This window comes from Streptomyces vulcanius, from assembly GCF_042653945.1.
GTDB classification, from domain to species: domain Bacteria; phylum Actinomycetota; class Actinomycetes; order Streptomycetales; family Streptomycetaceae; genus Streptomyces; species Streptomyces mangrovi.
Window position 1 is genome coordinate 36,312 of record NZ_JBHSFK010000059.1, and the last position, 17,698, is coordinate 54,009.

Consider the following 17,698-nt stretch of genomic DNA (forward strand, 5'->3'; position numbering starts at 1 on the left):
AGTCGTATGGTCAACGTCCTCGTCGTCGACGAACACACCGCAGCAGCCGAGTCCACCGTGCACGACCTGCGCCTGCAGGGGTACGACGCGCGCAGCGTCGACACCGGAACCGCGGCGCTGAACCTCCACCCGGCCGCCGACCTCGTGCTGCTCCACCTCGAACTGCCCGACATCGACGGCCTGGAAGTCTGCCGGACCATCAGGTCCGTCAGCGACACTCCGATCATCTCCGTCACCGGCCGGGACACGGAACTGGACCGGGTGCTGGCGCTCCAGGCCGGCTCCGACGACTGCGTGGCCCGCTCCTGCGGCTCCCGCGAGATCATGGCCCGGATCCAGGCGGTGATGCGCCGCGCCCGCCCGCGCTCGGCCGGTGCGCGCACCCTGACGGTCGACGGGCTGCGCATAGACGGCGGTTCCCGCGTGGTCCAGGTGCGCGGCCGCACCGTCGAGGTGACGGCGAAGGAGTTCGACCTCCTCTACCTGCTCGCGTCCTGCCCGGCGACCGTGGTCTCCCGCCGGGAGATCATGACCAACATCTGGGAGAGTGACCGGGTGGCCTCGAGTCGCACCCTGGACACCCACGTCAGCAGCCTGCGGGCGAAGCTCGGCAGCGACTGGATCGTCACGGTGCGCGGCGTCGGGTACCGCATCGGCCGCGGCCGTCCGGACGATGCCGGGGCGGACCGGCCGCGCCCACTTCGGCAACTTCCCGAGGTCGCGCCAGAACCGCCGCGCGCGAGAAGTAACCGAACGGTAGCTATGTAATCTCGGTGATCGCCCCCAGCCCTCCCCCCTCCTTCCGTGCGCCGTCCCGCGCCCTCCGGTCGCGCCGTACACGCGCGGCGCCCCGCCGCCGCCCAACGCCCGGACCCGCAGGACGTACTGATCGCAAGGACTCTGATGACGGACATGACCACGGCGCCGGCGGCCGAGACGGACGCACAGCGCTCCGCCCGCTTCGAGCGGGACGCACTCGCCCTGCGCCTACCGCTGTATGCCCAGGCCATGCGGTTGACCCGGAACCCCGCGGACGCGGAGGACCTGGTGCAGGAGACGTACGCCCGGGCCTACCGGGGCTTCCAGCGGTTCCATCCCGGCACCAACCTCAGGGCCTGGCTCTTCCGGATCCTGATGAACACCTACCTCACTTCCTACCGCAAGAAGCAGACGGAACCACGCTGCACCCCCGCCTCCGACATCGACGACTGGCAGCTGGTCAGCGTCGCCTCGCACACCTCCCGCGGACTGCCGTCGGCCGAGGCGCAGTTCATGGACCTGGTCCCGGACCCGGAGGTCAGCCGCGCGCTGATGGCCATCCCGGACGGCTTCCGCGTCGTCGTCTACCTCGCCGACGTCGAGGGCCTGCCCTACGAGGAGATAGCCGACCTGGTCGGCATCCCCGCGGGCACGGTCAACTCCCGCCTCCACCGCGGCCGCAGACGTCTGCGCAGCCTTCTGGCAGCCCACCACGCCCTGACCACACGAGCCGGCCCGCCCCGACCGACGAAGGTATGACGCCCATGACGACCACGACACCCGCCGGCTCCGGTTCTCCTCCCCTCGCCGAGCCGCCCGGCAGGCTTCCGCTCTCCGCTCTGCTCGCCCTGGCGACAGCCGTCTTCATCACCAGCCTCACCGAGACGCTCCCGGCGGGCCTGCTGCCCTCGATGAGCGCCGGGCTCCACGTCAGCGAGTCGGCGACGGGCCAGACCGTGACCGTCTACGCGATCGGGACCGCCCTGACCGCCATCCCGCTGACCGCCGCCACCGCTTCCTGGCACCGCAAGCGTCTGCTCCTCACCGCCGTGGCGGGTTTCGCGGCGGCCAACACCGTCACCGCGCTCTCCTCCGACTACGTGCTGACGATGACCGCCCGCTTCATCGCCGGCGTGGCCGCCGGCCTCGCCTGGGCGCTCCTCGCCGGCTACGCCCGCCGCCTCGCCCCGCCGCACCTGCAGGGCAGGGCGCTCGCCATCGCCATGGCGGGCATCCCTCTCGCGCTCTCGCTCGGCGTCCCCGCCGGAACCCTCCTCGGCACCGCCCTCGGCTGGCGGACGGCGTTTCTGGCGATGACCGCCCTCACCGTCGTCCTGATCGCCTGGATCACCGCCGCGGTCCCCGACCACCCCGGCCAGAGAGGGAGCCGGGTCCCGATGGCACGCTCCCTCACCGTCCCCGGAGTCGCCCCGGTCCTCGTGGTCACCCTGCTCCTCGTCCTGGCCCACACCATCCTGTACGCCTACATCGCGACCCTCCTGGGTGACCTCGGCCGGGGAGACGACACGGATCTGGTGCTGCTGGTGTTCGGCGCCGCCTGCCTGGTGAGCATCTGGGTGGTCGGCGCGCACATCCATCGTCGGCTGCGGAGCCTGACCGTGGCGTCTGTGCTGCTCATCGCCGCGGGCGCCGGACTGTTCGCGGTGGACGCCGGCGACTTCGCGGTCGTCTGCGCGGCGGCCGTGCTGTGGGGCCTGGGCTGGGGCGGTGTCCCCACGCTGCTGCAGACCGCGGTGGGCAACGCGGGCGGCGACCAGGCGGACGGCGCGCAGGCGATGCTCGTGACCCTGTGGAACGTGGCGATGGCGGGCGGCGGCGTCGTGGGCGGCGTCCTGCTGGACACCCTCGGCGCGCCCTCCCTGCCCCGCGGCCTGCTCGTCCTGCTGGTCCCCGTCCTGGCGACGGTCGTGGTCGCCCGCACCCACGGCTTCCCGGCCCGGCACGCGGACGACTGAACGGTGCTCGCGGCTCGGACTCCGCGGCCCTGTACACCGGGCCGCGGAGTCCGACGTGCCGTGCCGCCGCGCTGTCGTGAGCTCAGGGCACGGACCTCACCGTGCCGTCCAGCCTCCGTCCACCGCCATCGCCGTGCCCGTGACGAAGGAGGACCGGTCGCTGCACAGCCAGACGGCCGCCTCGGCGATCTCCCTGGGCGCGGCCATGCGCCGCTGCATGGACCGGGCGATGAACGGCTCCGCCAACTCGGGCTGGTCTTCGAGCACTTCGTTCATGAGCTCGGTCCGGGTGGAGCCCACGATCAGCGAGTTGACCCGTACACCCCGCTGTCCGTACTCGTCCGCCGCCGCCCGGGTCAGGCCCACCACCGCGTGCTTGGCCGCGATGTAGGGGGAGACGGTACCGGTGGCCATCACGCCCGCGACGCTCGCGGTGTTCACGATGGATCCGCCGCCGTTCGACTCGAGCATGGCCGACACCTCGTACTTCAGGCAGTTCCAGACCCCGCGCAGATTGACGTCGATGATCTGGTCGAACACGTCGTCGGCCGTCTCGTGCAGCGGCGTTCCCGCCGTGGCCCACCCCGCGTTGTTGAACGCTCCGTCCAGACGGCCGTATGTGTCGACCGCGGTCCGCACACCCCGCCGTACGTCCTCGGGGCGCACGACGTCCCCCGGCACGGCGGTCGCCCGGCCGCCCGCGGCGACGATCTCCTTGGTCAGCACCTCCAGCATGTCGGCGCGGCGGGCCAGCAGCACCACCGCGGCACCCTCGGCCGCGAACAGCCGGGCGGCATCCGCCCCGATACCGCTCGACGCGCCGGTCACGAACACGACTTTTCCGTCCAGCATCCCTCGTACGTCCATTCCCCGTCCTTAGGCCACACCGCGAGTTCGCCGAGCCCCCCGCGGCGATGTGAGAAGTACAGGACCGTGTGCGACTTCCTGGTGCACCCGGAGCGGCTGGTCCGTCCTTCGAGCCCGCCCCCCGGGAACTCGTGTCAGGCCAGCGACTGTCCCCCGTCCACGGTCAGCACGGACCCTGTGACGTAGGGGTGGGCCATGACGAACAGCGCGGCCGCGGCCGTCTCCTCGGCCGTCCCGAACCGCCCGAGCGGAAGATGCCGGCCCGCCTCGGCGACGGCGGCGTCGGCCTGCGCGGGATCAGCCTGGGCCACCCCCAGACGGCGCCGCAGCGGCGGGGTGTCGACGACACCGGAGCGCACGGCGTTGACCCGCACCCGACGGGGCGCCAGTTCCACGGCGAGCGCACGCGCAAGCCCCTCGCAGGCCGCGCCCGAGGCGATCGCCGCGGCGGCCCCGGCGATCGGCCGCACGGTGTAGACACCGGACATGAACGTGATCGAGCCACCGGCGGGCAGCCGTCCGGCCGCCGCGCGGGCGGTCGCGTAGCCGCCCCAGAACCGTACGTCGAAGCTGTCCCGTACCCGGGAGGGCGCGGCGTCCGCCAGCGGCGCGCGGGTCGCCGCGCCCGCCGTGAGCAGCACGTGGTCCAGCGGCCCGGCCCGCTCGAAGACCTCGGCGAGCCTCACCTCGTCGGTCACGTCGGCCGCCATGACCCGAACCCGGGCCCCGTCGCCGAGCGACCCGGCGGCCTCCTTCAGCCGCGTCTCCTCCCGGGCGACGAGACACAGCCCCGCCCCGGCCTCGGACAGCAGCCGGGCAGCCGCCAGGCCGATGCCCGAACTGCCTCCGACGATCAGGACGTTGTGCCCGGCGAGCGCCGCGGGCAGCGGCGAGCGGATGGGAACGGGCGCACTCACACAGACCTCCGGGGCCAGGGCGACGCAGTTGTCCGGACGGGATGCTCTCGGTGCCTGTGGCGGTGGCCGGGACGGTTCCCGGCACGGATGCGCCGCCTCGTGCTCAGGTGGAGATGGCGGCCAGCGCGTCGGCGCGCCGGACGCTCACCTTGATCTGCCCCGCCACTTCGGCGACGGCCACTCCGGGGACCAGCAGTTCCCACATCGTCACGGTGCGCTGGGTCAGGTCGCTCCGCCGGTACAGCAGTTCGGAGTAGAGCTGCACTCCGGTGCAGGCGCCGACGAGGAATCCGGCCATGGTGCTGGGGGAGACGTGGTCGCGCAGCTCACCCCGCTCGTGGGCCACGAGCAGGCACTCCTCGAAGATCTTCTCCCACCCCTCGTACGAGGAGGTGTCGCGGAAGTCGAGTCCGGACTGTTCGACGGCGAGCCGGACGCCGGCCCGCAGTGCCACGTCGTTCTGGAGCTGGCGCGACCAGACGAGGGTGATGTCCACGGCCTGTTGCAGGCCCCGCGAGGTCAGATGAGGCAGGACGCTGTCTGGTTGGCTGTTCATGACCTCCCGGGCGATGGCCTCCTTGTTGGGGAAGTGGAAGTAGACCGCGCCCAGCGTGACCCTGGCGCGCTTCATGATCTCCCGCATGCTCGCCCCGTTGTATCCGCGCTCGTCGAACACCTCTGCCGCCGCACGGATGATCTCCTCCCGCGTCCTGATGGCGCGATCCTGCCTGGGCTCCGGCATCGAACTCCCGGCCTCTCTCGACAAACAAAAAGAACGCACGTTATGTTAACGCCCTCGGTCCTGCCCCACCAGAGTCCGATGCACTCGACCTGGCTGAAGTCACCGTTCCTGGAGAGCCTGATGACTCACACTGCCCAGCCGAGCCACGCCTTGTCCACCTCGTCGCACACCGTCGCGCAGGACGACGTCCACAAGAGAAAGCAGGTCGAAGTACTGCTGGCCCGTTGGGAGCGCACAGGGTCGGACACCTTCACCGTCACCGCGTCCTGGCCGTCGGACCACAGCTTCTACCAGACCGCGGACGGCCTCTACGACCCCCTGCTGTTCGTGGAGACGGTGCGGCAGAACGTTCCGCTGATCTCGCACGTCGGCTACGACGTTCCGCCCGGGAGCCATCTCATCTGGCAGACCCTCACCTGCGAGGTCAGTCCGTCGGCCATGCGGATCACCGGCACGGCCGCGACCATCGAACTGCGTATCTCCTGTTCCCAGGTGATCCGCCGCGGCTCCCGGATGGCGGCCCTGACCATGGACGTCGTCGCCCTGCGCGACGGACTGCTGCTCGGTACCGCCCGCGCCCGCTTCACCTGCAACCCGCCCGCCGTCTACCGGCGGCTGCGCGGCGCCCGCGGCGACCTGGAAAGCGTCCTGGCCACCGCGCTGCCCCCGGCCCCGCCGGTGGACGCGGAACTGGTCGACCGCGTACGGCAGACGGACGTCGTCCTGTCCGCCAGCGAGTTCCCGCACCGCTGGCTGTTACGCACCGACCCCACCCATCCGATCCTCTTCGACCACCCCGTCGACCACGCGCCGGGCATGCTGCTCCTCGAAGCGGCCCGCCAGGCGACGCACGCGCTGTCCCCCGCGGCGTATTCGGCACCGGTGCGACTGGACGCGACGTTCACGCGCTACGTCGAACTGGACCAGCCCTGCTGGATCGTCGCGGAGACCGACCTGCCCGATCTGACGGGCCGTCCTCGCGCCGTGGTCACCGCCCTGCAGGCCGGCGAGACCGCGTTCTCCTGTTCGGTGGCCACGCGGGCACCGGCCCTGTACAGGGCGGCGTGACCCCCGTCCCGGGCGCGGTCCCGCCACCTGGGGCCGTCCGCACCGGTCACGGACTCGGCACCGCCCGGCCCGCCTCCAGGGACCGCTCCGCCACCCTCGCCAGATGCTCCCCGAACACCGCCTCCGCCTCCGGCGTCAGCGTGCGCAGGGCCACCAGCGCGGTGATCGCCACGTCGCAGAGTTCGGACTGGACGTCGTCCCAGGTGTGGGTGGTGCCCTTGCGGGGGTTCTGGCCCGTCGCGCCGATGACCGCCTGGGCGACCTCGCCCACCTCTTCCGAGAGTTTCAGCATGCGCAGCAGGAGGCCCTCGCGGCCGGAGACGGGCCGGTCGGACTCCAGCCAGGTCCACAGGGCGTCGACGGTGGGCCAGAGGTCCGAAGAGCGGGGCTCAGGGTTCATGGACGCAGCCTGCCAGGCGCCGCCCGCTAGTCGAAGAGGGCCTCCTGCTCGCCCTCCTGCCGCCTGCGCAGCCGCTGCTCGCGCAGGCCGACGATCACCGCCGTGGCCGCCGCCGTCACGCCGAGCGCGGCCGGGACCATCCAGCCGCGGTCGAGGACATGGCCGAGGGCGTGGTCCAGGGAGAGGCGGCCGGGGCCGGTGACCGCGAGGCCGGTGGCGGCCAGGGCCAGGGTCGCCGCGTACTCGTAGCCGCCCTCCGCGTTGAAGAAGCCGTTCGGGGCGTGGACCGCGGACGCGCCCGCCATCGCCCCGGCCGCCGCCGCGCCCGCCGCCGGGGTGGCCAGGCCCAGCGCCAGCAGGGTGCCGCCGCCCGCCTCGGCGAGGCCCGCCGCCGTCGCGCTGGCCTTGCCGGGCGCGTAGCCGACGGACTCCATGAAGTGGCCGGTGCCCTCGATGCCGTGGCCGCCGAACCAGCCGAACAGCTTCTGCGCGCCGTGCGCGGCCAGTACGCCGCCGGTGCCCAGCCGGAGCAGCAGCAGGCCCAGATCACGTCGGTCGTAACAGGTCACGGTCACGGTCCCTCCAGGTTCGGAGTCCCACCGTCGCATCCGGTACACCGGGTCGGCTCCTCCTGGGCGCCGTTCGGGTGGCGGGGGCCGGAGCGCGGTGTGACGCTGCCCGTATGACGATCCAGACCGGAAAACTCACCGACCCGGCCGTCCGCGCCTTCGTCAACGCGGTCAACGGCGGCGACGAGCAGGCCCTCCAGACCATTCTCACCGACGACGCGACGATGGCGGACGACGGCTCCGACCGCGACCTCGCCCAGTGGATCGACCGGGAGATCTTCTCCTCCCGGGGACGCATGGACGTCGTCAACGAGTCGAACGGCGGCCACGACCTCGTCGTCAACTACCGCAACGACACCTACGGCGAGATGCGTACCAGATGGCACTTCGACGTCACCGACGACGGCCACATCTCGCGGTTCGAGACCGGGCAGGCGTGACGGCATGACGGCATGACCAAGGGCCGTTCACCCGGCAGCGGGTGAACGGCCCCGAAGAGAACACGAAGGCTCAGTAGCTCTGGGTGCCGGACTCGGCGTACGGCTGCTGCTGCCCGTACTGGCCCTGCTCGGTCAGCGTGATCCGGCCCTCCTTGATGGTGGCCAGGCGCGGGGCGCGGCGGGCGATGGAGGAGTCGTGGGTGACCATGATGAAGGTCAGCCCGTACTCGTGCCACAGGCCCTCCAGCAGGCCCATGATGTCGTCGCGGGTGCCCTCGTCGAGGTTGCCCGTGGGCTCGTCGGCCAGCAGCACCTTCGGCTTCTTCACCAGCGCGCGGGCGATGGCGACACGCTGCTGCTGGCCGCCGGAGAGCTCGGACGGGGCGTGGCCGAGGCGCTCGCCCAGGCCCACCGAACGCAGGGCCTCCGCGGCCCGCTCGCGCCGCTCGGCCGGCTTCACGCCGAGCGGGACCAGGGCCGTCTCGACGTTCTCCTGCGCGGTCAGCGTCGGGATGAGGTTGAAGGACTGGAAGATGATGCCGATCTTTTCGGCGCGCATCCGGGTGAGCTTCGCCTCGCTGATCCGCGCGAGGTCGACGCCGTCCAGCTCGACGCTGCCCTCGGTCGGCCGGTCCAGGCCGCCGATCATCTGCAGCAGGGTCGACTTGCCGCCGCCCGTCGGGCCCTGGATGACGAGCTGGTCGCCGTCCTCGATGGTGAGGTCGACGCCGCGCAGTGCCTCGATGGTCTCCTTGCCCCGCTTGTAGCGCTTGGTGACGCCGGTCAGTCTGTACATGGGTACTCCGTAGCTCCGTAGCCGCGTAGAAGAAGAACGAGGGGGGTCACGAGTTACGACACGCTGCGCAGCGCGTCCGCCGGGCGCATCCGGGAGGCCCGCCAGCCGCCCATCGCGCCGGCGATCAGACCGCCGGTCACGGCCAGGCCGACCGCGAGGGCGATGGTCGTGACGGAGACGGGGGCCGAGAGCGCGATCTCCATCGTGTTGGAGGCCGTCTGCCCGCCCGGGCCGCCGCCACCGCCGGGGCCGCCGCCCATGCCGCCGCCACCGCCGCCGGTGTTGCCCAGCTCGGCCGTCAGCTTGGGGCTGACCGCGGTCACCGCGTACGCGGCGGCCAGGCCCAGGCCGATGCCGAGGGCACCGCCGAGCAGACCGTTGACCATGGACTCGCCGACGACCTGCCGGGTCACCCGGCGGCTCGGCCAGCCCAGCGCCTTCAGGGTGCCGAACTCACGCACCCGGCGGGACACGGCCGAGGAGGTGAGCAGCGCGGCCACCAGGAACGCGGCGGCGAGAACGGCGATGGACAGCCACTTGCCGACGCTGGTCGCCAGGTTGGAGGCGGTGGACAGGGAGCCGGAGACGGTCTCGGCCAGATCGGCGGAGGTCGTCACCGTCGTACCGGAGATGTTCTTCTGGATCGCCGCCTTGACGGAGTCGATCTGCTGGGAGTCGGTCGCCTTGACGTAGATCGTGGTGACCTGGTTCTTGGCGTCGCCGAGGGTCTGCGCCTGCTTCAGCGGCAGGTAGACGTCCGTGGTGGACTCGCTGCTCTCGGGCGTCGCGATACCGATGACCTTGTACTTGGTGCCGGAGATCTTCAGGGTCGAGCCGACCTTGTACTTGTTCTCCTTGGCGTACGACTTGCTGACGACCGCCACCTTCGCATCGGTCTGCGCCGACGTGAACGTCTTGCCCGAGGTGATCTTCGAGCCGGCCAGCGGGCCGAGGTCCTGGTCGGTGACGTCGACACCGGCGACCGAGTACGAGTTCACGTCGAAGGAGGCACCGCCGCCCTGCACCTGCGGGGCCGCGGTGGAACCGCTGCCCTGGCCGCCGCCGGGACCGCCGCCCTGGTTGCCGCTGCTGCTGCCGCTTCCGCTGCTGCTCTGCGCCTGGCCCTGGGTGAAGGAGCCGTTGACCTTGGTGACGTTCAGGGTGAGCGCGCCGACCGCGGACGCCACGCCCTTCTGTTCCGTGACCTCGGTGACCAGCGAGGACTTCAGGACCTGACCGCCCTGGGTCGTCACCCGGTCGGAGCTCTGCTCGGTGTCGTCGTCGTTCGACGACGCGTCGAAGTCGAATCTGGGGCCGCCGGAGGCGTTCCCCGTGGGCGCCGTGCGCGCCTTGGTGACCGTCATGTCGGTGCCGAGACCGTACAGCGACTGCAGGACCTTGTCCTGAGCCTGTGTCATGCCCGCCGACACCGAGTTCACGGTGATGACCAGAGCGATACCGAGCGCCAGACCCAGTGCGATGACCAGGGCCGCCTTCTTGCGCCGGCCCAGCTCGCGCTTGAGATAGATGCCAAACATCCCGTTCCTCGAAGGTTCTTGGCGCCCGCTGTGGGCGCGGCATCAAGCTAGGGAGGAACCTTTGACTCGAACTGAGTAAAGGATGTGCGAGGACTGAGAATGCGGGCCGAATCCGGGCCTCCGGATCAGAATTCCGTCAGACAGCTGATTCCTAAGCCGCGGAGGGCGTTCTCCCAGGTGGAGCGGGTTGGATGCGCGTTTGGACGCACACAGGACAGCCTTGTACCGTCCCGCCGTGCACGCTTTTCCGCGCCTTTCCCGGCGCTCCCTTCTCGCGCTCGCCGCGACCGCCCCTCTCGGCATTCCGGAGGCCGCCGCCGGCACGGTCGTCGGCGGCTCGCGGCTCGCTCGTGACGGAGTCCAGACGACCGTCACCGCCGGGCTGCCGAAGAAGCTCACCGCCCGGGCCTGGCTGCTCGCCGACCACGACAGCGGCGAGGTGCTCGCCGCCTACCGCGCGCACCGCCGCCTCGCGCCCGCCTCCACCCTGAAGATGCTGTTCGCGGACACCCTGCTGGGGAGGTTCGAGCGCACCGAGCGCTACCGGGTGACCGACGCGGACCTGGCCACCATCCCGTCCGGCTCCAGCCTCGCCGGCCTCAGGCCCGGCGTCACCTACACCGTCGAACAGCTGTGGCAGGGCGTGTTCCTGCGCTCCGGGAACGACGCCGTGCACGTCCTCGCCCTCATGAACGGCGGCGTCGCGAAGACCGTCGCCGAGATGCGGGCCAAGGCGGCCGACCTCCAGGCCCTCGACACGCATGTGGTCAGCCCCGACGGCTACGACCACACCGGCCAGTTCTCCACCGCCTACGACCTCACCCTCTTCGCCCGCCACGGCCTCGAGGACGCCGGCTTCCGCGCCTACTGCGCCACCAAGGCCGCCGACTTTCCGGCGGGCGGGCGCCGGACCTTCCGGATCGAGAACACCGACCGGCTGTTGTCGGGGACGTACGGGGTGACGCCGTACCAGGGGATGATCGGCGTGAAGAACGGCTACACCAGCCACGCCGGCAACACCTTCACCGGCGCCGCCACCCGCGACGGCCGCACCCTCCTGGTCACGGTCCTGCACCCGGACAGCGGCCACAACGCCGTCTACGAGGAAACGGCGGCACTGCTCGACTGGGGCTTCGGGAAGGGGAGTTCGGCGGGGCCGGTGGGGGTGCTGGCAGACCCGCTGAGCGAGGGCGGCGCTAAGGTCACCCCACATCCCGGCCCCCAGGCCGCGAAGCCGCACAAGGATTCGGGCGACGGCTGGGGCGTGACGGCGGCCGCGGCAGTGACGCTGCTGACGGCCGGGGTGTACGCCGTCCGCAGAAGGCGCTCCAAAGGGGCGCGGGGAACCGAGCGACCAGCCACAACGGACCCGCACCCCTGAGACCACGGCAGCCGTCCCACGACCCCGGTGCTTTCCTCGCGGTCCCGGCGAGGTCCACCCCCACCCGGTGTCGTGGGACGACTGCCCTTCCCCCCTCGATGTGGTCCAAGGAGCGGAGCGTCAGTGCTCCAAGTGTGAAGCTCTTGTGTAGGAGAGTCGAGCATAAGTCCGCGACCGGCCGTAACGGCACGGACGGTCGCATTCCGTTTGTGTACGTTGTGTCAGCCCCGCCCCACGTACGGCATCGCGGTCGCCAGCACCGTCGCGAACTGCACGTTCGCCCCCAGCGGGAGCTCCGCCATGTGCCGCACGGTCCGCGCCACATCCGCGACGTCCATCACCGGCTCCGGCGTGACCTCCCCGTTGGCCTGCAACACGCCCGTCCGCATCCGCTCCGTCATGTCCGTCGCCGCGTTGCCGATGTCGATCTGCCCGACAGCGATGCCGTACGCCCGCCCGTCCAGGGAGAGGGACTTGGTCAGGCCGGTGAGGGCGTGCTTGGTCGCGGTGTACGGCGCCGAGAGCGGGCGGGGTGTGTGCGCCGAGATCGAGCCGTTGTTGACGATCCGTCCGCCCCGCGGGTCCTGCTCCTTCATCAGCCGGAACGCCGCCTGCGCGCACAGGAACGCGCCGTTGAGATTGGTGTCCACCACATGCCGCCAGGCGTCGTAGGGGAGTTCCTCGAACGGCACCCCGCCGGGCCCGGAGGTCCCCGCGTTGTTGAACAGCAGATCCAGCCGCCCGAACCGCTCGCGCACGGCGGCGAAGAGGGCCGTCACCTCCTCCGGCCGTGAGACGTCCGTCCGTACGACGAGACACTCGCCCTCGGGTGACAGTGCCGCCGTCTCCTCCAGGGTCTCCGCGCGCCGGCCCGCCAGCGCCACCGACCAGCCCGTACGCAGCAGTTCCAGGGCGACGGCCCGTCCGATACCGGACCCGGCGCCGGTGACGACCGCGGTCTTCTTCTGCTCGGCAGTTCGCTTCGCATTCATGGGCCCGCAGCGTAGGGCAGGCGGCCGGAAGTCGCCGTCCGGCATGCGGAAGCCCTTCGTCCGCCATCTGACTGTTGTGTACGCGACAACACCCCGATGCCCCCGGGCCGTCCCCGGCCACTCCAATGCCTCCTGCCACCACTTTTCAGGGGAGGACCGGAATGACACCCGCCGCACACCAGTCCCAGCACGCCCCCGAACTCCGCGAGGCCGCCCGGCACTTCGGACGCCGCCGCTTTCTGACCGTCACCGGCGCCGCCGCCGCGCTCGCCTTCGCCGTGAACCTCCCGGCCGCCGGCACCGCGGCCGCCGCCGAACTCGACCCCGCCCGTATCCCCGACGACCCCTTCACCCTCGGCGTGGCCTCCGGCGACCCGCTGCCCGGCTCCGTACTGCTGTGGACCCGCCTCGCCCCGGCCCCCTACCAGCCCGACGGCGGACTGCCCGCCGAACGCGTCACCGTCCACTGGGAACTCGCCCACGACGAGAACTTCCGCCGGATCGTCCGGCGCGGCACCGCCACCGCGCACCCCGAGTTCGACCACACCGTCCATGTCGAGGTCGGCCACCTCGCCGCCGACCGCGTCCTCCACTACCGCTTCCGCGCCGGCGCCTGGACCAGCCCCACCGGCCGCACCCGCACCGCGCCCGCCCCGCACGCCCGCGCGGCCGGACTCACCCTCGCCGCCGTCTCCTGCCAGGCGTACGCCGACGGCTACTACACCCCCTACCACCACCTCGCGCAGGACGACGTCGACGTCGTCTTCCACCTCGGGGACTACCTCTACGAGTACCCGATCAACTCCGTCGGCAACGACCGCAAGTACACCGACCGCGTCCTCCCCGACCTCTTCAACCGCGAGACGCTGACCCTGGAGGACTACCGGCTGCGCTACGCCCTCTACAAGTCCGACCCCGACCTGATGGCCGCGCACGCCGCGCACCCCTTCGTCGTCACCTGGGACGACCACGAGACCGAGAACAACTACGCCGACGACACCCCTGAGAACAATGTTCCGCCCGAGGAGTTCCTGCTGCGCCGCGCCGCCGCCTACCGCGCCTACTGGGAGAACCAGCCGCTGCGCCGCACCCAGCTCCCCACCGGGCCCGACATGCGCCTCTACCGCCGCCTGCACTGGGGCGACCTCGCCCAGTTCGACGTCCTCGACACCCGGCAGTACCGCTCCGACCAGGCGTACGGCGACGGCGCGCAACTGCCCGGACCCGACATCGACGACCCGGCGCGCACCATGACCGGCGCGACGCAGGAACGGTGGCTGCTCGACGGCTGGCGCAGGTCACGCGCGCTGTGGAACGTCATTCCGCAGCAGGTCACCTTCTCGCAGCGGAAACTGGACCTGAACCCGGTCGCCAAGCTGTCCATGGACTCCTGGGACGGCTACCGCGCCTCCCGCCGCCGGATCCTCGACGGCGCGAAGGCCGCCGGCGTCGAGAACCTGATGGTCCTCACCGGTGACGTCCACGTCGGCTACGGCCTCGACATCAAGGACGACTTCGACGACCCGGCCTCCCGGACCCTCGGCACCGAGATCATCGCCACGTCGATCGCGAGCGGACGCGACGGCGCGGAACGCCCCGCGAACTGGAACACCTACATGACCGCCAACCCGCACATGAAGTTCTACAACGGGCGGCGCGGCTACGTCACCGTCGCCCTCGGCCGCGACCTCGCCCGCGCCGACTTCAGGACCGTCCCCTACGTCACCACCCAGGGCGCCCCCGTCGGCACGGCCGCGTCCTTCGTCACACAGGTCGGCGACCAGGGCCTCCAGCCCGTCTAGCCCTCGGTGTCCGGCGGCCAGGGGTCGCCCCAGGCCGCGTCCCGGGCGGCCCTGTACAGCTCGCCGTGCCGCTTCGTCACCGTCGTACGGTCCAGCCGCTCCTCGGCCTCGCACAGGTCGAGGAGCACCTGGCCCTTGCGGATCTGCGGCCGGCGCACCACCCGGGAGGGCACGGGGGAGACCGGGAAGCGGGCGGCGGCGACGTACGCGAACTTCTCGTCCTCGTACGGCAGCGAGCCGCCCTTGACCTGCCGGTGCAGGGAGGAGCGGCTGACCCGCGCCGAGAAGTGGCACCAGTCCGTGCCGGGCACGATCGGGCAGCCGGCGCTGTGCGGACAGGGCGCGGCGACCCGGAATCCGGCGGCGACCAGCCGGTCCCGGGCCTCCATCACCCGGGCGTAGCCGTCGGGCGTGCCCGCCTCCACGATCACCACCGCCTGCCCGGCCGACGCGGCGGCGTCCACAAGGGCGGCACGGTCGGCGGCGGCGAGTTCGTTCAGGACGTAGGAGACCGTGACCAGGTCCGCGCTCTCCAGCGACAGGGACGGGCCGATACGGGCGCGCTGCCAGCGGGCCTCCCGCAGCGCCGGGTTGGCGGCGGCCAGCTCCCGGCCGAGGGCCAGGGCCGGCTCCGCCCAGTCCAGGACCGTCACCGGACGCGTCCCGTCCCAGGTCGCGCTCACCGCCCAGGTCGCCGCGCCCGTCCCGCCGCCCACGTCCGTGTGACTGCCGGGCGTCCAGTCCGCCGCCGCGTCCGCGAACGCCTCCAGGGCCGAGCACACCGCCCCGAACGTGGCCGGCATCCGGTACGCGGCGTAGGCGGCGACGTCCGCCCGGTCGCGCAGGATCGGCGCGTCGGTCGGCGTCGCCCCCCGGTAGTTGGCGATGAGCCGCGCCACGGCCTGCGCGGCCTGCCTGGGCGGAAGGCCGTCGAGGAGATCCCCGAGGGCGGCACGCAGGGTCTCGGCGGGGGATACGGAGACGTTCACAAGAAGATTTTCGCAGGTCTACCCGGAACAGCTCTCACCGCACGGCTGCCTTCAGACGCGACCCCGCCTGCGCCCTCGGCGTACTGTCCGGCGGCCTGCGCACGGGATGCACCGTATTCGCCAGGAGCACCACGAACGTGTCCGTCGCCGGGTCCAGGACCAGGGACGTGCCCGTGAACCCCGTATGCCCGGCCGCGCCCCGCCCCGCCAGCTCGCCCATGAACCACGGCTGGTCGACGACGAAGCCGAGCCCCGGCGGGGCGAGGAGGAGTTCCACGAAGTCGGGGCCGAGGATGCGGGCGGGCCCGTAGGAACCGCCCGAGAGCAGGGTGCGGCAGAACACCGCCAGGTCGCGGCCGGTGGAGAACAGGCCCGCGTGACCGGCCACCCCGCCCAGCGCCCACGCGTTCTCGTCGTGCACCACGCCCCGCAGCATCCCCCGGTCCGCCTTGGCCCACGGCCGTCGCTGGTCCTCGGTGGCCGCCGCGCCGGGACAGGGGCCGAATCCGGTGGACGTCATCCCCAGCGGCCGGGTGATCCCCTCCCGCACCAGCGCGTCGAGGGTGCGGCCGGTCAGCCGCTCGAGCAGGTGCTGGAGGAGGATCATGTTCAGGTCGGAGTACAGGTACTCGCCCGGCTCGCCCACCGGTGCCTCCGCGCGCAGCAGCTCCAGGCGCTCCGTGCCGTCCGCGCAGTCGTACAGCGGCAGTTCGGGGCGGAGCCCGGAGGTGTGGGTGAGGAGTCGGCGGACGGTGACGCCGTGGGCGGCCGCCGCCCGGAAGTCCGGCAGATACGCGCCGACCCGGGCGTCGATGCCGAGCGTGCCCCGCTCGATCTGCTGCACCGCAGCGACCGACGTGAACAGCTTGGTGAGGGAGGCCAGGTCGAAGGGCGTGCCGACGGTCATGGGGACGCGCTCGGACACCGGCAGCCCCACGCCGGCGTCGACCTCCGGGTCGTAGGCCGCGTACCGGACCGCCCAGCCCGCCGCCTCCTGCACGGCGATCACCGGGCCGCGCCCGGCGACGACCACGGCGCCCGCCGCCCACGGCCGGTCACCCGTCGTCAGGTCGATGACATCGCGCGCGAGGAGGCGCGTTTCCACGGGGTCGAGCCCGGCCCGTTCCGGGGTGTCGACGCGCAGTCTCGGTGCGCTGCTCAGCTCTCGGCTCCTTCCGCCCCCGACTGTTTCCAGGGACGGCACATTCCCACGAAGCAGGCCAGCGCCACCACCGAAGCCGCCAGTTGGACGACGGCCATCGGGACGGCGGTGTGCTCACCGGCGATCCCGACGAGCGGCGAGGCGACCGCGCCGATGAGGAACGAGGAGGTGCCCAGGAGCGCGGAGGCGGAACCGGCGGAGTGCCGTACCCGCAGCAGGGCGAGGGTCTGGGCGTTGGGCATGGTGACGCCCATCGCGGACATCAGCACGAACAGCGCCGCCGCCACCGGGGCGAGCCCCACCTCGCCGAACACGCCCGACGCCATCAGCAGCAGCGCCGCGGAGGCCACGATGACCACACACAGACCCACCGCCAGCACCTTGTCCAGGCTGACCCGGCCCACCAGCACCTTGCCGTTGATCTGCCCCACCAGCACGAGACCGACCGAGTTCACGCCGAACAGCAGACCGAACGTCTGCGGGGACGCGCCGTAGATCTCCTGGACCACGAACGGCGAGGCCGCGATGTACGCGAACAGCGCCGCGAAGATGAAACCGCCGGTCAGCATGTACCCGGTGAAGGAGGAGTCGGCCAGCAGCCGGCGCATCGAGCGCAGCGCCTCGCCCACCCCGCCCCCGTGCCGGTCGGCGGGGTCGAGGGTCTCCGGGAGCCGCGCCCACACCAGCCCGAACAGCGCCGCGCCCACCACCGTCAGCAGCACGAACACACCCCGCCAGTCCGTGCCCCGCAGGATCTGCGCGCCGATCAGCGGTGCCACCACCGGGGCCACTCCGGAGATCAGCATCAGGGTGGAGAAGAACCGGGCCATCGCCACACCGTCGTACAGATCGCGTACGACGGCCCGCGCGATCACGATCCCGGCCGCGCCCGCGAGCCCCTGGGCCAGCCGGAACGCGATCAGCGCCTGCACGGTCGGGGCGAGCGCGCACAGGACCGTCGCCACGACGTACACCGCGAGACCGGCGAGCAGCGGCCGCCGCCGCCCCCACCGGTCGCTCATCGGCCCGACCACCAGCTGCCCCAGCGCCATCCCGGCCAGACAGGCGGTCAGCGTCAGCTGGACGGTCGCGGCGGGCGCGTGCAGCGCGTCGGTGACCTCCGGCAGCGCCGGGAGGTACATGTCCATGGAGAGCGGGGGAGTGGCGGTCAGCCCGCCCAGCACGAGGGTGACGAGCAGCCCGGCCCGGCGCTGCGCGCGCAGAGGCGCTGCAACGACCGTCGCCTCCGACACCTTCGGCACCTTGGGTATCGCCCCGCCCTCGGGCATCCGGCCGCCCC

At 72.0% G+C, this 17,698-nt stretch carries 18 protein-coding genes; 7 read left to right on the forward strand and 11 right to left on the reverse strand.

Annotated elements, in window-relative coordinates; genetic code table 11:
* Positions 1-6 precede the first annotated feature (6 nt).
* The 3 genes from ACFPIH_RS51010 to ACFPIH_RS51020 all read left to right on the forward strand — a co-directional run bounded on the left by ACFPIH_RS51010 (position 7) and on the right by ACFPIH_RS51020 (position 2,735).
* On the forward strand, positions 7-768 hold the full coding sequence (locus tag ACFPIH_RS51010) for a response regulator transcription factor (RefSeq protein ID WP_381179538.1): 762 nt from the start codon (positions 7-9) through the stop codon (positions 766-768).
* 135 nt (positions 769-903) lie between these two features.
* Complete coding sequence (locus ACFPIH_RS51015; RefSeq protein WP_381179541.1) at positions 904-1,518, forward strand: sigma-70 family RNA polymerase sigma factor; 615 nt, start codon at positions 904-906, stop codon at positions 1,516-1,518.
* A 5-nt stretch (positions 1,519-1,523) separates the two neighbouring features.
* Entirely contained in the window at positions 1,524-2,735 is a 1,212-nt protein-coding gene (locus tag ACFPIH_RS51020; protein ID WP_381179544.1) for an MFS transporter, read from the forward strand.
* 96 nt (positions 2,736-2,831) lie between these two features.
* On the opposite strand, the gene ACFPIH_RS51025 is transcribed toward ACFPIH_RS51020, so the two are convergent.
* The 3 genes from ACFPIH_RS51025 to ACFPIH_RS51035 form a co-directional block, all read right to left on the reverse strand.
* Positions 2,832-3,602 carry an SDR family NAD(P)-dependent oxidoreductase gene (locus ACFPIH_RS51025; protein ID WP_381179547.1) on the reverse strand — a complete coding sequence of 257 codons (771 nt, stop codon included), beginning with the start codon at positions 3,600-3,602 and terminating at the stop codon, positions 2,832-2,834.
* 134 nt (positions 3,603-3,736) lie between these two features.
* The gene (locus tag ACFPIH_RS51030) at positions 3,737-4,519 is read right to left on the reverse strand and encodes an SDR family oxidoreductase (protein WP_381179550.1); all 783 of its coding nucleotides are present in this window, start codon (positions 4,517-4,519) and stop codon (positions 3,737-3,739) included.
* Between the two features lie 103 nt (positions 4,520-4,622).
* Positions 4,623-5,261 (reverse strand): ScbR family autoregulator-binding transcription factor, encoded by a 639-nt coding sequence (locus tag ACFPIH_RS51035; RefSeq protein ID WP_381179553.1) that lies wholly within the window; start codon positions 5,259-5,261, stop codon positions 4,623-4,625.
* A 120-nt stretch (positions 5,262-5,381) separates the two neighbouring features.
* Here ACFPIH_RS51035 and ACFPIH_RS51040 point away from each other — a divergent pair, with 120 nt between their 5' ends.
* Complete coding sequence (locus ACFPIH_RS51040) at positions 5,382-6,329, forward strand: ScbA/BarX family gamma-butyrolactone biosynthesis protein (protein ID WP_381179556.1); 948 nt, start codon at positions 5,382-5,384, stop codon at positions 6,327-6,329.
* Between the two features lie 46 nt (positions 6,330-6,375).
* Here ACFPIH_RS51040 and ACFPIH_RS51045 read toward each other — a convergent pair whose 3' ends face one another.
* Both ACFPIH_RS51045 and ACFPIH_RS51050 read right to left on the reverse strand, forming a co-directional pair.
* Positions 6,376-6,729 carry a MazG-like family protein gene (locus tag ACFPIH_RS51045; RefSeq protein WP_381179559.1) on the reverse strand — a complete coding sequence of 118 codons (354 nt, stop codon included), beginning with the start codon at positions 6,727-6,729 and terminating at the stop codon, positions 6,376-6,378.
* A 26-nt stretch (positions 6,730-6,755) separates the two neighbouring features.
* Positions 6,756-7,298 carry a DoxX family membrane protein gene (locus tag ACFPIH_RS51050; RefSeq protein ID WP_381179926.1) on the reverse strand — a complete coding sequence of 181 codons (543 nt, stop codon included), beginning with the start codon at positions 7,296-7,298 and terminating at the stop codon, positions 6,756-6,758.
* 113 nt (positions 7,299-7,411) lie between these two features.
* Between ACFPIH_RS51050 and ACFPIH_RS51055 the strand changes: the two genes are divergently transcribed.
* Entirely contained in the window at positions 7,412-7,738 is a 327-nt protein-coding gene (locus ACFPIH_RS51055) for a nuclear transport factor 2 family protein (protein ID WP_381179562.1), read from the forward strand.
* A 70-nt stretch (positions 7,739-7,808) separates the two neighbouring features.
* Here the strand turns inward: ACFPIH_RS51055 and ACFPIH_RS51060 are convergent, their stop codons facing one another.
* A complete protein-coding gene (locus ACFPIH_RS51060; protein WP_381179565.1) occupies positions 7,809-8,534 on the reverse strand; it encodes an ABC transporter ATP-binding protein in 726 nt (241 codons plus the stop codon).
* Between the two features lie 53 nt (positions 8,535-8,587).
* Entirely contained in the window at positions 8,588-10,072 is a 1,485-nt protein-coding gene (locus ACFPIH_RS51065; protein ID WP_381179567.1) for an ABC transporter permease, read from the reverse strand.
* Positions 10,073-10,307: 235 nt separating this feature from the next.
* On the opposite strand from ACFPIH_RS51065, the gene ACFPIH_RS51070 reads away from it, so the two are divergent.
* Positions 10,308-11,453, forward strand: coding sequence for a D-alanyl-D-alanine carboxypeptidase family protein (locus ACFPIH_RS51070; RefSeq protein WP_381179570.1), 1,146 nt, complete (start codon positions 10,308-10,310; stop codon positions 11,451-11,453).
* 221 nt (positions 11,454-11,674) lie between these two features.
* On the opposite strand, the gene ACFPIH_RS51075 is transcribed toward ACFPIH_RS51070, so the two are convergent.
* Positions 11,675-12,445, reverse strand: coding sequence for an SDR family oxidoreductase (locus tag ACFPIH_RS51075; RefSeq protein WP_381179573.1), 771 nt, complete (start codon positions 12,443-12,445; stop codon positions 11,675-11,677).
* A 161-nt stretch (positions 12,446-12,606) separates the two neighbouring features.
* Here ACFPIH_RS51075 and ACFPIH_RS51080 point away from each other — a divergent pair, with 161 nt between their 5' ends.
* Complete coding sequence (locus ACFPIH_RS51080) at positions 12,607-14,247, forward strand: alkaline phosphatase D family protein (RefSeq protein ID WP_381179576.1); 1,641 nt, start codon at positions 12,607-12,609, stop codon at positions 14,245-14,247.
* Here the strand turns inward: ACFPIH_RS51080 and ACFPIH_RS51085 are convergent.
* From ACFPIH_RS51085 to ACFPIH_RS51095, 3 genes are read right to left on the reverse strand one after another with little or no spacing between them, the layout of a single operon-like run.
* Positions 14,244-15,236: a small ribosomal subunit Rsm22 family protein gene (locus ACFPIH_RS51085; RefSeq protein ID WP_381179579.1), complete on the reverse strand. Its 993-nt coding sequence runs from the start codon at positions 15,234-15,236 to the stop codon at positions 14,244-14,246. The genes ACFPIH_RS51080 and ACFPIH_RS51085 overlap by 4 nt on opposite strands.
* 34 nt (positions 15,237-15,270) lie before the next feature.
* Positions 15,271-16,440 (reverse strand): serine hydrolase domain-containing protein, encoded by a 1,170-nt coding sequence (locus ACFPIH_RS51090; protein ID WP_381179582.1) that lies wholly within the window; start codon positions 16,438-16,440, stop codon positions 15,271-15,273.
* The gene (locus ACFPIH_RS51095) at positions 16,395-17,687 is read right to left on the reverse strand and encodes a multidrug effflux MFS transporter (RefSeq protein ID WP_381179585.1); all 1,293 of its coding nucleotides are present in this window, start codon (positions 17,685-17,687) and stop codon (positions 16,395-16,397) included. The genes ACFPIH_RS51090 and ACFPIH_RS51095 overlap by 46 nt, the downstream gene beginning before the upstream one ends.
* Positions 17,688-17,698 lie beyond the last annotated feature (11 nt).

What these genes read in the sequence shown, in the direction of transcription:
- ACFPIH_RS51035 (WP_381179553.1), bottom strand. Translation starts at nt 5,261, where the DNA reads ATGCCGGAGCCCAGGCAGGATCGCGCCATCAGGACGCGGGAGGAGATC.
- ACFPIH_RS51010 (WP_381179538.1), top strand. Translation starts at nt 7, where the DNA reads ATGGTCAACGTCCTCGTCGTCGACGAACACACCGCAGCAGCCGAGTCC.
- ACFPIH_RS51045 (WP_381179559.1), bottom strand. Translation starts at nt 6,729, where the DNA reads ATGAACCCTGAGCCCCGCTCTTCGGACCTCTGGCCCACCGTCGACGCC.
- ACFPIH_RS51025 (WP_381179547.1), bottom strand. Translation starts at nt 3,602, where the DNA reads ATGGACGTACGAGGGATGCTGGACGGAAAAGTCGTGTTCGTGACCGGC.
- ACFPIH_RS51065 (WP_381179567.1), bottom strand. Translation starts at nt 10,072, where the DNA reads ATGTTTGGCATCTATCTCAAGCGCGAGCTGGGCCGGCGCAAGAAGGCG.
- ACFPIH_RS51095 (WP_381179585.1), bottom strand. Translation starts at nt 17,687, where the DNA reads ATGCCCGAGGGCGGGGCGATACCCAAGGTGCCGAAGGTGTCGGAGGCG.
- ACFPIH_RS51060 (WP_381179565.1), bottom strand. Translation starts at nt 8,534, where the DNA reads ATGTACAGACTGACCGGCGTCACCAAGCGCTACAAGCGGGGCAAGGAG.
- ACFPIH_RS51020 (WP_381179544.1), top strand. Translation starts at nt 1,524, where the DNA reads ATGACGACCACGACACCCGCCGGCTCCGGTTCTCCTCCCCTCGCCGAG.
- ACFPIH_RS51015 (WP_381179541.1), top strand. Translation starts at nt 904, where the DNA reads ATGACGGACATGACCACGGCGCCGGCGGCCGAGACGGACGCACAGCGC.
- ACFPIH_RS51055 (WP_381179562.1), top strand. Translation starts at nt 7,412, where the DNA reads ATGACGATCCAGACCGGAAAACTCACCGACCCGGCCGTCCGCGCCTTC.
- ACFPIH_RS51080 (WP_381179576.1), top strand. Translation starts at nt 12,607, where the DNA reads ATGACACCCGCCGCACACCAGTCCCAGCACGCCCCCGAACTCCGCGAG.
- ACFPIH_RS51075 (WP_381179573.1), bottom strand. Translation starts at nt 12,445, where the DNA reads ATGAATGCGAAGCGAACTGCCGAGCAGAAGAAGACCGCGGTCGTCACC.
- ACFPIH_RS51040 (WP_381179556.1), top strand. Translation starts at nt 5,382, where the DNA reads ATGACTCACACTGCCCAGCCGAGCCACGCCTTGTCCACCTCGTCGCAC.